Consider the following 14,088-nt stretch of genomic DNA (forward strand, 5'->3'; position numbering starts at 1 on the left):
GCGCGAAACCTGCGCGGGGTACGGGAGCTTTGGAGGCGCCTAAATCGGTGGCAAAAAATCTCGTAATAGTCGAATCGCCCGCAAAGGCGAAAACTATCAAGCGCTACCTCGGTAGCGACTACCAGGTCATGCCCTCGGTCGGCCACGTCGTGGACCTGCCCAAAAGCAAGCTGGGAGTCGATATCGAGCACAATTTCGCTCCGGATTTCGTAACAATCAAGGGCAAAGAGAAGGTCCTCAGCGAGATCAAGAGCGCCGCGAAGGGCAAGGATAACGTCTACCTCGCCAGCGACCCCGACCGCGAGGGCGAGGCTATCGCGTGGCATATCTCTGAGCATCTCGGCAAGACGAAATCCAAGGTCAGCCGCGTGCTGTTGCATGAAATTACGTCCGCGGCGGTGAAAGAGGCGGTTGCGAATCCGTCGAAGCTCGACCGGCACCTGTTCGACGCCTACCAGGCACGCCGGGTGTTGGACCGGCTGGTGGGCTACAAGCTGAGCCCGCTGCTGTGGGAAAAGGTCAAACGCGGAATCAGCGCCGGGCGGGTGCAGTCGGTTGCGCTCAGGATAATCGTCGACCGCGAGCGTGAGCGCGAGGCGTTCCGCGCCGAAGAATACTGGACCCTCGACGCGCGCCTCACTGGAAAGAATCCGCCGCCGTTCAAGGCGCGGCTCTACAGCTACAAAGACAACCGCATCGACAACAAGGCCTATAAGCTGCCCGAGGCGCAGGCACGCGAGATCATCGCGGCGGTCGAAAAGGCCCCTTTCACTGTAAAGAGCGTCGAGCGCAAGGAAGTCCGCCGCAGCCCTGCGCCCCCGTTTATCACGTCGCGGCTTCAGCAGGAGGCGTCGCGCAAACTGTACTATCAGCCGCGGCGCACAATGCAGATTGCACAGAAGCTGTACGAAGGCGTCGAGCTGGGCGAGGAGGGCGCGGTTGGCCTTATCACTTATATGCGTACCGACTCGCCGCGCGTGTCGGACCAGGCGCTCGAGTCCGTCCGCAACCATATCGGCTCGCGCTACGGCAAAGAGTACGTCCCAGAGCAGCCGAACCAGTACAAGTCCAGCAAACAGTCGCAGGGCGCCCACGAGGCGATTCGCCCGACGGCTGTCGAGCGCGATCCCGAGTCGATCGCGCGTTTCCTCGACAAGGACATGCTCGCGCTCTACACGCTGATCTACAATCGCTTCGTCTCGAGCCAGATGATGCCCGCGGTGTATGACCGCACGACCGTCGATATCGAATCGGCCGACGCGATTTTCCGCGCCACCGGCCAGGTGATGAAATTCGACGGCTTCATGCGCGTGTATATCGAAGGGCAGGACGAACCGGGTGAAGATGAAGAGGGCACACTGCCGCTGCTCAACGAAGGCGAGGTGCTGACACTGTTGGGACTCGATCCCGAACAACATTTCACGCAGCCGCCGCCGCGTTACACGCAGGCCACGCTGATAAAGGTGCTCGAGGAGCAGGGAATAGGGCGGCCGTCGACCTACGCCGCAATTATGACGAGCATCCTGCGAGTCGAGTACGTCGAAGAGGACGAGAGCAAGCGGATGCGGCCGACGTCGCTCGGGCGCGTCGTTAACGACATGCTGGTAAAGGCGTTCCCCGACATTTTGGAATCCAGTTTCACCGCGCAGTTCGAAGAGGACCTCGACAAGGTTGAAGAGGGCACCGAGAACTGGGTCAAGACGATGAAGCGGTTCTACGGGCCGTTCGCGAAGGATCTGGCCGACGCGAAGAAGAAGATGCCCGAGGTCAAGCACAAGGGCCTGGCCACCGACTTGAAGTGCGAACTCGATGGCGGAGACATGGTGATCAAATGGGGGCGCAACGGCGAATTCCTCGCCTGCTCCAACTACCCCAAATGCACCAACACCGGCGAGATCGCGCGCGACGACCAGGGCAACATCACGCTGAAGCCGTCGGCGCCCGCGCCCACCGATGAAGTCTGCGAGAAATGCGGCAAGCCGATGGTCAAGCGACGATCGCGTTTCGGCGAATTCCTGGGATGCTCGGGCTACCCCGACTGCGACGGAATCAAGCGCCTGCAATCCGACCCGGTCAAGACCGGAGTCGCTTGCCCGGAATGCAAAGAGGGCGAAATCCTCGAGCGTCGCAGCCGCCGCGGCAAGATTTTCTACGGATGCGGCCGCTATCCCAAGTGCAAGTTCGCGGCATGGAACAAAGTCGTGCCGCAGCCGTGCCCGTCGTGCGGCGCGAACTACATGGTCGAGAAAGACTTGAAGCGCACCGGTATCACCTGGCAGTGCGCCAACAAGGAATGCGGCTACAAAGCTCCCGCGCCGGTCGTCGCGCAAGTCGAGCCGGCGCCCGCCTCGACGCCGCCCGCGTAGCCTTTTCGCTTCGCCGTTTCGACGTGTCGGATTTGCCTAGAACCCTCGATCGCATCGCTCGCGCCGCGGTTTCAGTTCTGATCCTCGCGTTGATCGCAGGACTGCCGGTTGAGGCTCTCAGCGATACCCCGGTCGAAGTGACGCCGCACCAGGAAGAGACGGTAGCGCCGTACGTCGCGCGAGTTTACTTCGATGCTAAGGCGAAAGATGGCAGCGACTCCTACTTCGAGATTCTGAAGGACGGCAAACGCGTCTATGTGCAGAAGGCCAGGACCAAGGGCGAGAAATTTTTCATCGGCACGATGTACAAAGACGATCCCGATGCGGCGATGGTCAAGATGGGGATGGACATCACCGGCGCTGGTCAGCCCGACCTGGTGATCTCGGAGTACACCGGCTCTGCGAACTGCTGCCTGCTGTTTCACATCTTCGAAATCGGACCGACCTTCAAAAAACTCGGGACGATCGATGCGGAGTTCGGCGACTCGGGCCCGCACTTCGTGCATCCGGACAAGGACTCGAAGGGCACCGGGCTGGCGATTGAGATTCACGACTGGACATTTGCCAACTGGAACACTGACTTCGCCGATTCGCCCGCGCCGAAAGTCATTCTGCGCTTCAGCGACAATGCGTACCGGGTGGCGCCCGACCTGATGCGCGCTCCTGTTCTCAGCGCCAGCGACCTTGCAGCGCGCGCCGCCGAGGTTAAGAGTTACGCGCCCAGCGCCAAGGGCGGTATGTGGCCACACGCTAAGGTTGCGCCGCAGTTATGGGGTACGATGCTCGATCTGATTTACAGCGGGCACGCCGACGATGCGTGGAAGTTCCTCGACGACGCGTGGCCGCCCAACCTGCAAGGCAAGGACGCCTTCGCGCGCGACTTTCGCGCACAGCTTGCAAAGAGCAAGTATTGGCCCACCGTCGAGGCGATGAACACCGCTAAGGCTTCATCTTAGCCGACATCTCTTCTAACCGACGCCGTAGAAATCGGCGCTCGGGAGCGCTGCCCACTCGCGACAGCGCCGCGCGATACGACTCTGCCGCTTCGCTCCATCTTCCGAGACGCCGCAGCAAATCCGCGCGCGCCGACCACATCAGGTAGTAGTCGCGAAGATCGCCGGTGGCTTCGATCGCGTCGATCAATTCGAGACCGGCCGCGGGACCGTCGGCCATCGCGATCGCGACCGCTCGATTCAACTCGATCACGGGCGAAGGTCGTATTGCGCCGAGGCGGGCATAAAGATTTGCGATCGCGCGCCAGTCGGTCGCGTCGCCGCTTTTGGCGCGCGAGTGAACCGCCGCAATCGCCGACTGAATTGCATACGGGCTGTGCGCGTCGGCAGCAATCGCGGCTTCGGAATGAGCGAGACCCTCAGCGATCTGCACGCGATCCCACCGCGCGCGATTCTGCTCCTCGAGCAGGACGAGTTCGCCGCGATCGTCGATTCGCGCGTCGCGCCGCGCGTCATGCAACAGCATCATCGCTAGCAATCCGCGCGGCTCCGGCTCGGCGGGCATCAGTGCGACCAGGATTCGCGCGAGCCGAATCGCCTCCGCGCAAAGATCGGTTCGCAGCAGTCGCTCACCGGAACTCGCCGCATAGCCTTCGTTGAAGACCAGGTAGATAACGGCCATCACAGCGTCGAGCCGCTCGGCGAGCAACTCGGTCGACGGCACCTCGTAGGGAATCCGCGCCGCGCGAATCTTCCGCTTGGCCCGGACCAGCCTCTGCGCCATCGTCGCCGGCGCCGTCAGGAACGCGCGCGCGATTTCCTCGGTCGTGAGCCCGCACAGCGTGCGCAGCGACAGCGCGACGCGCGCGTCATCGGCCAGCGCCGGATGGCAACAGGTAAAAATCAGCCGCAGACGCTCGTCCGGCAACGCGCTTGCCGTGTCGCTCTCCTCGCCGCAGTCGTCGCCGCTCTCAGCCATGCGGATCAATTCCTCGCGGCGATCGTTGAAGCGAGCCTGTCTGCGGATGCGATCGATCGCCTTGTGCCGCGCGACGCCGACGATCCACGCGCGCGGATTGTCCGGCAGTCCGTCGCGAGGCCACTGCTCGACCGCGCTCGCGAACGCATCCTGCGCCGCGTCCTCCGCGAGGTCGAAGTCGCTCAGCACGCGGATGAGCGTGGCGAGTATTCGGCCGAACTCCTCGCGATAAAACTGCTCGATCCCGGCGGCGGTATTGTCCATCGGCAAGTCCGTCCGCTGGCAGGCTAGCCGCCCGCCGCGCATGCCGCCACCAGTTAACCCGCATACTTCATCGCGACTCCTCCCTCAACGCTCACCTACATCTCGAGCTTCCGGACCGGCCGCACTTCGACGAAGCCATGCTTCGCGCCGGGAATTCGCGCAGCAATCGAAATCGCCTCATCGAGATCCTTAGCCTCGACCAGGTAATATCCGCCGAGCTGCGCCTTGGTCTCCGCAAACGGCCCGTCAGTCACCGCTGTCTTGCCGTTGCGCACGCGAACGGTGGTGGCCGTCGTGCTCTGCTCGAGCGCGTTGCCGCCCTTGTTCTTCCCGCTCTTGCTCAGGTCCTGCGTGAAGGACATGTACTCCTGATGAATCTCACCCTGCTGGGCGGCGCTCATGTTCTTTCCGTCTGCTTCGCTGATGTAGATCAAAAGCACGTATTCCATAGCGTCTCTCCTTGTTGCCCGATTTGCGCTTCGTTTATTAGTCGAACGACGACAGGCCAGATCGACAACCCGGTTTACACGACCCTTGAAAAACGCCACGATCACCTTTCGCCGCATCTACGCCATGAGTGAAAGCAAAGTAACCGTCGTGGGCGCCGGACTCGCAGGCAGTGAGGCGGCATACCAGCTCGCGCGCAGGGGTATCCGCGTGCGGCTGGTCGAAATGCGTCCGGTTAAAATGACCGAGGCTCATCGCACCGCAAACTTTGCCGAACTCGTGTGCTCGAATTCGCTGCGCAACGATTCGATGGAAACCGCCATCGGCGTCCTGAAAGAAGAAATGCGCCGGCTCGGCTCGCTCGTGATCGCGTCCGCGGATCGCGCGCGAGTGCCGGCGGGCTCGGCCCTCGCGGTCGATCGCGACGATTTCTCACGCGCGATCACCGCAGCGCTCGAGAATCATCCGATGGTCGAGATTTCGCGCACTGAGGCATACGAGATACCCGACGGTCTGACAATTCTCGCGACTGGTCCTCTCACCAGTCCCGATCTCGGCCAGGCGCTGAACCGGGTTATCGGTTCGCGCAATTTATATTTTTACGACGCGATCGCGCCGATCGTCGCCGCCGATTCGGTCGACATGAGCGTGGCGTTCATGGCCTCGCGCTACGGCAAGGGCGGCGACGACTACATCAACTGCCCGATGACCGAGATTCAGTACGGGGCGTTCGTCGACGCCGTAATAGCGTCTGAAAAGATCGATCTGCACCCGTTCGAGAAGCCGGTTTATTTCGAAGGATGCATGCCGATCGAGGAAATGGCGCGGCGCGGGCCGATGACGCTCGCGTTCGGCCCGATGCGTCCGGTCGGGCTCTCAGAGCCACGCAGCGGCAGGCGGCCGTTTGCGGTCGTGCAGCTGAGACAGGATGACGCCGAGGCCCGTCTTTACAATATGGTTGGCTTCCAGACCAAGATGACGTATCCCGAACAGCGCCGCGTGCTGCGAATGATTCCCGGACTTGAGAAAGCGGAGTTCGTGCGCCTCGGCTCGATCCATCGCAACACCTTTGTCGACTCGCCGCGCCTGCTCCGCCCAACTCTCCAGCTCAAAACGCGCGACGATTTGTTTCTGGCGGGCCAGATGGTGGGGGTCGAAGGCTACGTCGAGTCTGCGGCCGCGGGATTGCTCGCCGGAATCAACGCCGCGAGCCTCGTCATGAATCGCGAATTGGTCGTGCCGCCGCCTGAGACCGCAATCGGTTCGCTGATCGCATATATCACCGACACCACGCGGCGCGATTTTCAGCCGATGAACGCGAACTACGGCCTGATGCCGGACTTGAAAATCCGCGCGCGTGGCCGCGAGAAAAAAATCGGGATGGGTGCGCGAGCGCTGGCGGCAATCGATGGATGGATCGATCGCAATCAGATCCAACCGCCCCCATCTATGGCTCCGTGCGAAGTTCGGCTATAGAAAATCGCTGGAGGTCCCGTCGATGACCAAAGCGGAATTGATCGATATGATCGCGCGGTCCACCGACCAGCCGAAGAAGCAGGTCGCCGCCACTTTGGACCTCGCCTTCGAACAAATCGCGCGCTCGATTCGCAAGGACAAGCGCTTCTGGGTGCCGGGCTTCGGAACTTTTTCCGTGCGTCGGCGCAAAGCTCGCGCGGGGTTCAATCCTCGCACCAACGCGCCGATGACGATTCCCGCGGCGCGCACGGTAGGCTTTCGTCCCGCGCCCCAGCTAAGGAAGGGTCTCTGACCACGGCCGCATCCAAAGCCGACGAGCGCGATCAACCGCCTGATCGTTCGCTCGATCAAACGACCTCCCGCCCGATCGTTTCTGCCCGCGCGCTAAGTCTCATCCTGCTCATCGTGGCTCTCGCCGCAGGCGGCGCGTTGCGTTTCGCCAATCTCGGGAGTCTCGAGATGTCGCCCGATGAGGGCGCGTCATGGGCGGCTGCCTCCGCGCCGACAGCCGCCGAGGTGATCGCGCGTCAACCCGCGCTGAATCCCGGCGAGCTGCCGGTGCATGACTTATTGTTGCACGCATGGATCGCGCTCTTCGGATCGAGCCTCGCCGCGATGCGCGCGCTGTCTGCCGCCTTCGGCGTCGCGTCGATTCTGCTGGTCTATCTGGTTGTGTGCGAACTGTTCGAGGAATCCGCGCTGACTCGCGACGACGTCACGATAGTCGCAGGACTCAGCGCTCTGCTCTTCGCGATGAATCTCGTCACGATCAAATACTCGCACGAGGCGCGGATGTATCCGCTGATGCTCGCGGCGATCCTCGCGCAAGTGGCGATGTTCCTCCGCGCGCTGCGCCTCGGCGGCCTCGCGAACTACGCCGCAGTCGTAGTCCTGACGGCGCTCGCGATCGCCTCGAACTTCGCTGCCCTCCTGATACCCGCGACCGAAGGCCTATGGCTCCTCTATATAATCGTGCGTGCATTATGGCGCCCCGACGGTGCGAAGGCGCGGCGCGGGTGGGCAATCGCGATTGCGCTGACCGCGGCAGGATTGATTCTCGTGCCGAGACTCTTCTCGTCGCTGCACGCGGCCTCTGCCGGAAGCCTCGGCGGATGGCGCAAACTTCCCGCGTGGTACGAGCCTTTAGCGCTCTTCAACAAGGCCACCGGCAGCTTCGCATTTCCGATTCTTGCGGCGCTGGCGATTTGGGGCGCGATCCGCGGATGGCGCCGCGGTGTTCGCGACTCGATCGCCTTCGCGCTGCTGTGGATGTGGGCGCCTCCGCTCATGATGGTCGCTGCGTCGTACACGATCGCACCGGTATTCGTCGAGCGTTACGCGCTGTCATGCTTCGTCCCGTTTTTCATCCTCGCGGCCCTGGGAATCTTCGAGCTGCCCGGCGATCTCCTCCGCGCCGGCGCGCTCGCACTCGCAGTCGCATTCTCGCTCGGCCATATCGTTTCGTACGATCGCAAACCGCACGACGCGCAGTATCGAGAAGCGATCGCGGCGGCTGACTCCGCGCTCAAACCGGGCGAGGTCATGACCGTCGTTCCGTCGTATGCGATCCAGGTGCTGCGCTACTACCTTCCGCCCGACCAACTCGATCGCGCCGTTCGTTATGATCCGTCAGCACCGGCCGCCGTGTTGATTCTTGGCAATCAGAACCTCGCGCCTGGCGCCGCCCAATCATATAGAAGTGAGTATCCTCAGGTGATCGCGCGGCTGCGCGGCGTAACTGTGATGCGAAGGTGAATTGCGATGAACGATCCGAATCCCGAGCATTTGAAAATAAAGGGCCAGCAGAAGGCCGCGTGGAACGACAGCGCCGAGGGGTGGAAGCGATGGTGGCCGACGTTCGAGCGCGCCGCGCAGACGGTCAACGATCGGCTGGTCGAGCTTGCGGGAGTGCGCGCGGGAAATCGCGTGCTCGATATCGCGACCGGCAGCGGCGAGCCTGCGCTGACTGCCGCGCGCGCCGTCGGACAATCGGGGCGAGTCGTCGCCGTGGATATGTCGCCGGGGATGCTCGCGATCGCGCGCGAGAGAATCGACGCTGCAGGACTGACCAACGTCGACCTGGTCGAGTCCGACGCCGAGTCCTTGAGTCTCGACGCGAATTCGTTCGATGCCGTGTTGTGCCGATGGGGCCTCATGTTCATGCCTGATCTCGACGGCGTGGTGCGCGGGATGCGTCGCGCGCTCAAGCCTGGCGGACACTTCGCGACTGCGGTCTGGTCGGTGGCCGACAAGGTGCCGATGTGCGGCCTCGCGCGCGACGCGATACGGCGCATTACCGGAATCGTGCCGCCGCCCAACGCGCCCGACCCGATCAGGCTCGCGGACACCTCGATCCTCGAGCGCGCGCTCGCCAGTGCAGGCTTTCGCGACGTGACGATCGAGCGGCAGATCGTAACGTTTGAGTTTCCATCGGCGGACGCGTTCGCGGACTTCCGCGCACAGATCGGCGGCACCCGCGCGATGCTCTCAAAAATGCCGGCCGAGGTCGCCCGCGATGTGCGCGACGCTGTCGTCTCGTCGGCGCAGAAATACGCGGCGGATGGCGGCGTCGTGCGACTCAGCAACGAGACGATCTGTTTCGGCGCGCGTGCATAGCGGGATTCCACAGTGACTGCTGCTCCGACGCGCGTCTCGCTATTCCGCTATTCTCCGGCATTGATTCTGTTCGCGATCGTAATCGCCGACGCGCGCCAGCTCAGCGATCCCGATCTCTGGGGCCACGTGCTGTGGGGCCGCGAGCTACTCGCGCATGGCTCGTTGCCGCGCGGAAATCCGTATTCATATTCGGCGCCCGGCTACTTGTGGCTGCGTCACGAATGGTTGAGCGAAGTTTTGATGGGATCGATCTTCAACCACTTCGGACCGTTGGGCCTGAAGCTGCTCAAGTTCGCGTGCACCGCAAGCACTCTCTGCTTCGTGGTTCTCGCGATGTCAGAAACCGCGGCTCCGGTGCTCGTGCAGGCGCCAATCCTTCTGATCCTGGCGCTGATGCTGGTGCCTGCTATCCAGTTCCGGCCGACGATGTTCGATTTTCTGTCCTTGTCCGCGCTATTCGCGCTGCTGACCCGCCACAATTGGCGCGGTTCTGCGCCGCTCTGGCTTGCGATTCCGATCGTTGCGATCTGGAGCAACCTTCACGGCGGATTTTTTGTCGGCATCATCGTGATGGGGGTTTATGGATCCACTGTCATGCTGGCCGACGTCGTCGACGGCGCGGGACCGCGTCGCGGGCTTGGCATAATCGCCATTACCGTGGCTGCTGCCGCATCGACCTTGTGCACGTTTCTGATTCCGCCCGCGCGCGACACCTGGTACACGCTCATCCACTCGATCATGAACCCGATGACGCATTACGCGGTCGAGGATTGGAAACCGCTGATCGCCGCGCTGAAATCCGCGGACAGCGGCAGCGTCCCGCAGAAGTACTTCATCGTGGTGCTGTTCTTTTTTAGCGCCGCCGTCGTATCTGTGCTGCTGACGCCGAAAGGTGGTGACGCTCCGCTGGTCGCAGTCGGCGGCTTGCTGCTCGCAACGGCCTTCGCGGCCGAACGCAACATCCCGATTGCCGCGATTACGATTGCTCCCGTGTTTGCGAACCATCTCGGCTTGCTGGTCAGGCGGCGCGATCTTCCCAGCGCATCCGACGCGACCGCTCGCGAGGCGCCGCGCGCAGCACGATGGGTCGTGGAAATCCTAATCGCGGTGGTTGCGATTACGTTCGCGCGGCACGACGGAGTGCTGACGCCCGGAATCGACGCCAATGGAAACCCGGTGCGCGCCGTCGAGTTCATGCAAAGTCACGGTCTCGAAGGCAACGTGCTCGCGCAATACGGATGGGGCCAGTACGTCATTTGGCACGGCGCGCCCGGCATGAAAGTTTTCATCGATAGCCGCTACGACCTGGCGTATCCGCCCACCGTAGTCTGGGACTGGTTGAAGCTCGCCAACAACCTCGACGGCGGCGCGCACACGCTGGCGGCCTATCCGCACGATTTCGTTTTGCTCGAAGAAGACTCGGCAGCCATAAAAGTGATGGACTCGCAACCCGACTGGCGCCTCATCTACAGCGACGACACCGCGCGCCTCTACGCTCGCGCGAACTCATCTGCCGCACGCCTCGACGGTGTGCCGTTCGCCGGCACGTCGCCGCCGGCATTTTTTCCATAGTCACGATGACCGCCGGTCCCGCTCGCATCTCGCTCTGGCGCTACTCACCGGCGATCATTCTGTTCGCGATCGTGATCGCGGACGTTCGCCAGCTGAGCGACGCCGATCTGTGGGTGCATATCCTCTCCGGTCGCGAACTGCTCGCGCACGGATCACTGCCGTCCACCAACATCTACTCGTACTCAGCGCCGACCTTCCGCTGGCTGCATCACGAATGGCTGAGCGAGGTCATCTTGAGCTCGCTCTTCGACAGCTTTGGGCCGTTCGGGCTGAAGCTGCTCAAATTTATCTGCACGGCCGGCACGATTTCATTTGTCGTTCTCGCAGAGTCCGAAACCGGCGCGCCGGCAGGCGTGCAGGCGACAATTCTGGTGGTGGCGGCGGTGATCCTGGTGCCGTCGATGCAGTTCCGGCCGCAGCTATTTGATTTCTTCGCGCTGTCGGCAATCGTCGCAATGCTTTGCCGCCACAACTGGCGCGGCACGGCGCCGCTGTGGCTCGCGATTCCGATCGTCGCGATTTGGAGCAATCTCCACGGAGGATTTTTCATTGGTCTCACCGCGATGGGCGTTTACGGAACGGCGACGCTGCTGCAGGACATCTATATGGGTCGCGGACCGCGTCGAGGGCTCGTCATTCTCGCGATCGCCGCCGCCGCTGCCGCATCTACCTTGTGCACGTTCTTGATCCCGCCCGCGCGCGAAACCTGGTTCACGCTCATCTACTCGATTCGGAACCCGACGACGGCCGGCACGATCACCGATTGGAAACCTCTAATCGCCTCGATGACGACCGCGCCCCGCGGCAGCCTCGAGAAAAAGTATTTCTTCCTGGTGCTCTCCTTTTTCGGCGCCGCAGTGGTATCCGTGATTCTCAAGCCGAAAGGCAACGACGCACCGCTGATCGCAGTCGCCGCAGTTCTGCTCGCGACCGCCTTCGCCGCCCAGCGCAACATCGCGATCGCAACGATTGCCGTCGTGCCCGTATTCGCCAACCATCTCGGCCTGCTGCTTCGGCGGCATGAGGCGACCGCTCCTGCGACGCCGCGCGCGGGTCGGTTTGTCATGGAAGCTCTGATCGCAATCGTCGCGATTGCGATCGCACGGTCGAGCGGGATTCTCAAACCCGGAATAGCTGCGCCCGGCTATCCTGCCGACGCCGTCAATTTCATGAACCGCCATGCGCTCGCGGGAAACGTGCTGGCTGACTACGCATGGGGCGGCTTCGTGATCTGGCACGGCGGCTCCGGCACGAAAGTATTCATCGACAGCCGCTACGACCTCGGCTATCCCCCGGCCGTCATCGCGGACTTCCTGGCACTGGACCGCGACGAGGCCGGCGCCGCCCGCACGCTCGAGGCCTACCCGACTGACTTCGTCCTGACTAATCCGCGCGGCCGGGAGGCAACGGTGATGGACTCGCAACGCGATTGGCGCCTTATCTATCGCGACGACGCCGCGAGTCTTTATGCGCGTGTGAACTCTCCAGCCGCTCGCCTCGACGGCGTTCCCTTCAAAGGCACGGCAACGCGTGCATTTTTTCCCTAAAATCTGCTGTTCTGCGCAGGAAATTAAACTTAGACCAGTCATCAAGAGATTCTTGCAACTATGGTGAGATATGGTAATTTACTTCTGATCATGAATCGCCAACCTAGGGGGGTGTGTCGATGACGGTCGAAGACGCACGGCGAAAGATAGCCCTATTACGCAGGGTCAGTACTGATAAGGGCGCCCTGGCGGCGGAGCGAGAGGCTGCGTACCGCCTGCAAAAGGCGCTGATGGAGCGCTACGCGATCAAGGATCAGGAAATTCCTGATGGCCAAACCACGTCGAGACCCTTCAGCTTAAACTGGGACTACTGGAAGGAACTGCTCGGCGAGTTCGACCTGAGTTTGACCCATTTTGGCGGTCGCGGCAGCGTCGAGATTGGGAGGAACATCATCGCCCACATCAGGCTTGCTGCCAACGAATGGTGGATCGAAGAGCGGACTCCGCGCGGCAGGCAAATCACGGTTCGCGACCGCGGTTTCGATACGATGCGCACCTATCTAAAAGAGCACGCGCCAAGGGGCTACTCGTTTCTTAGACGCTGACAGCGCCCGGTACTGGCTGAATTAAGACACTGAGCGCGGGAAATTAAGACAGTGTCCGTTTCTCTCTTAGATTAGCCCTTAACTTCAAGAGGGACCAAATCAGCGACCAAGAGACGAAAATCGCGAGCAAGTAATTCAGTGCAAGGTAAACGGTGTAAGCCATCCTGCCTTTGGTGAGCGTGGCGCTTACGATAACCAGCAAGGCAGTTTGAGCCATTAACAAATAAGGCAGTCGTCTCGTTCGCCAATAACCCCAGATTCCCAAAAGCAAAAGAAACGAGATGAAGACAGGGTCAAAGCGTTGGTCGATGTCGAACGGCCACATTTGGTCAAGGGATCGACGGAGCCCGCACGTCGTGTTTCCTTACATCGATATTCCGCTAGACTGCCCGCCGTAAACAAGGGGGTATCGCGGGGTATCGCCCGCTCCCGCTTGCGCGGAAAATCGCCGTCGTCGTCGCCGACGAGGTTCGACTCTCATCGCGGTTTGCGGCCTTACTCGGCTGGCGAAAACCAGCAGGACGCACTCACCTGCCTCAGATTTCTCCGATTCAAATCGCGTCCCAACTTCGTTCAATTCTGAGCACAAAAAATACCATTGGACGCTTCTGTCGATCCTTGTAAGGTGGCGCGGATGAAGCTCCGCCACGCTGTCGCGGTCGTGTTGCTCGGATGTTTTTTCTTCCTAAGGCCAGCGACGGCAGCAGCAGATGCTGGTGTCCCGCTAGTCGCTGCGTTCTTGCCGTCATTGTGGATGGGCTTGGTGCCAATCATCCTTGTGGAAGCCTTCGTTAACTGCCGCCTCCTTTCAATTCCATTTCGGAGAACTCTCCTGCCAGCTACGCTGGGTAATCTAGCCTCGGCGATTGTTGGCATTCCGCTCACTTGGGTATTTCTCGCGACACTTGAATTGCTCTTTTTTGGCACAGCACGCGGGTTGGGAACGGTAGGCGCCAGAGCCTACTCAGTGACCGTTCAGGCCCCTTGGCTGATTCCTTATGAAAACGACCTGCACTGGATGCTCCCCGCTGCGCTCCTATTTTTTGCCATTCCCTGCTTCGCGGTTTCAGTGTTGGTCGAGGCACCGATCAACCACTTAGGGCTTTCGGATTTTCCGCAGAAAATCGTCTGGAAGGTTACTGCGAAATCAAACCTTCTCAGTTATCTGTTCCTCGGGGTTCTGACGATGCTGGCGCTACGGGGGGATCTAGGACACTTCTCTCCTGCCTTCGGACCCATTGTGGACTGGTTTTCAGACATCGTATTTCGAATCGGCAGGCTATTTGTCTCAAGGTAGAACGTTCACATCTCTGAGGCGCGGCG

General features: G+C 61.5%; 12 protein-coding genes. 10 read left to right on the forward strand and 2 right to left on the reverse strand.

Annotation, left to right across the window (positions count from 1 at the left end):
- Nucleotides 1–47: 47 nt before the first annotated feature.
- Nucleotides 48–2,366, forward strand: a complete 2,319-nt coding sequence (topA, locus tag WB650_RS24250) for a type I DNA topoisomerase (protein ID WP_422302889.1) — start codon at nt 48–50, stop codon at nt 2,364–2,366.
- Nucleotides 2,367–2,398: 32 nt separating this feature from the next.
- On the forward strand, nt 2,399–3,322 hold the full coding sequence (locus WB650_RS24255; RefSeq protein ID WP_422302887.1) for a hypothetical protein: 924 nt from the start codon (nt 2,399–2,401) through the stop codon (nt 3,320–3,322).
- Here the strand turns inward: WB650_RS24255 and WB650_RS24260 are convergent.
- Together WB650_RS24260 and WB650_RS24265 are read right to left on the reverse strand one after the other, a co-directional pair.
- Entirely contained in the window at nt 3,306–4,562 is a 1,257-nt protein-coding gene (locus tag WB650_RS24260; RefSeq protein ID WP_422302885.1) for an RNA polymerase sigma factor, read from the reverse strand. The genes WB650_RS24255 and WB650_RS24260 overlap by 17 nt on opposite strands.
- Before the next feature lie 95 nt (nt 4,563–4,657).
- Entirely contained in the window at nt 4,658–5,011 is a 354-nt protein-coding gene (locus tag WB650_RS24265; protein ID WP_422302883.1) for a YciI family protein, read from the reverse strand.
- 124 nt (nt 5,012–5,135) lie between these two features.
- Between WB650_RS24265 and trmFO the strand changes: the two genes are divergently transcribed.
- The 8 genes from trmFO (at nt 5,136) to WB650_RS24305 (ending at nt 14,062) form a co-directional block, all read left to right on the forward strand.
- Nucleotides 5,136–6,485 carry a methylenetetrahydrofolate--tRNA-(uracil(54)-C(5))-methyltransferase (FADH(2)-oxidizing) TrmFO gene (trmFO, locus tag WB650_RS24270; RefSeq protein WP_423962362.1) on the forward strand — a complete coding sequence of 450 codons (1,350 nt, stop codon included), beginning with the start codon at nt 5,136–5,138 and terminating at the stop codon, nt 6,483–6,485.
- A 22-nt stretch (nt 6,486–6,507) separates the two neighbouring features.
- The gene (locus WB650_RS24275) at nt 6,508–6,777 is read left to right on the forward strand and encodes an HU family DNA-binding protein (RefSeq protein WP_422292440.1); all 270 of its coding nucleotides are present in this window, start codon (nt 6,508–6,510) and stop codon (nt 6,775–6,777) included.
- A 113-nt stretch (nt 6,778–6,890) separates the two neighbouring features.
- Entirely contained in the window at nt 6,891–8,240 is a 1,350-nt protein-coding gene (locus WB650_RS24280; RefSeq protein WP_422300670.1) for a glycosyltransferase family 39 protein, read from the forward strand.
- Between the two features lie 6 nt (nt 8,241–8,246).
- Nucleotides 8,247–9,101 carry a class I SAM-dependent methyltransferase gene (locus tag WB650_RS24285; protein WP_422300669.1) on the forward strand — a complete coding sequence of 285 codons (855 nt, stop codon included), beginning with the start codon at nt 8,247–8,249 and terminating at the stop codon, nt 9,099–9,101.
- Nucleotides 9,102–9,113: 12 nt separating this feature from the next.
- The gene (locus WB650_RS24290; RefSeq protein WP_422300668.1) at nt 9,114–10,673 is read left to right on the forward strand and encodes a hypothetical protein; all 1,560 of its coding nucleotides are present in this window, start codon (nt 9,114–9,116) and stop codon (nt 10,671–10,673) included.
- A gap of 5 nt (nt 10,674–10,678) precedes the next feature.
- Nucleotides 10,679–12,220 carry a hypothetical protein gene (locus WB650_RS24295; protein WP_422300667.1) on the forward strand — a complete coding sequence of 514 codons (1,542 nt, stop codon included), beginning with the start codon at nt 10,679–10,681 and terminating at the stop codon, nt 12,218–12,220.
- A gap of 119 nt (nt 12,221–12,339) precedes the next feature.
- On the forward strand, nt 12,340–12,765 hold the full coding sequence (locus WB650_RS24300; protein ID WP_422300666.1) for a hypothetical protein: 426 nt from the start codon (nt 12,340–12,342) through the stop codon (nt 12,763–12,765).
- 634 nt (nt 12,766–13,399) lie between these two features.
- Nucleotides 13,400–14,062, forward strand: a complete 663-nt coding sequence (locus WB650_RS24305; protein WP_423962365.1) for a hypothetical protein — start codon at nt 13,400–13,402, stop codon at nt 14,060–14,062.
- Nucleotides 14,063–14,088 lie beyond the last annotated feature (26 nt).

This window comes from Binatus sp. (SeqCode), from assembly GCF_049584895.1.
In the GTDB taxonomy this organism is placed as follows: domain Bacteria; phylum Desulfobacterota; class Binatia; order Binatales; family Binataceae; genus Binatus.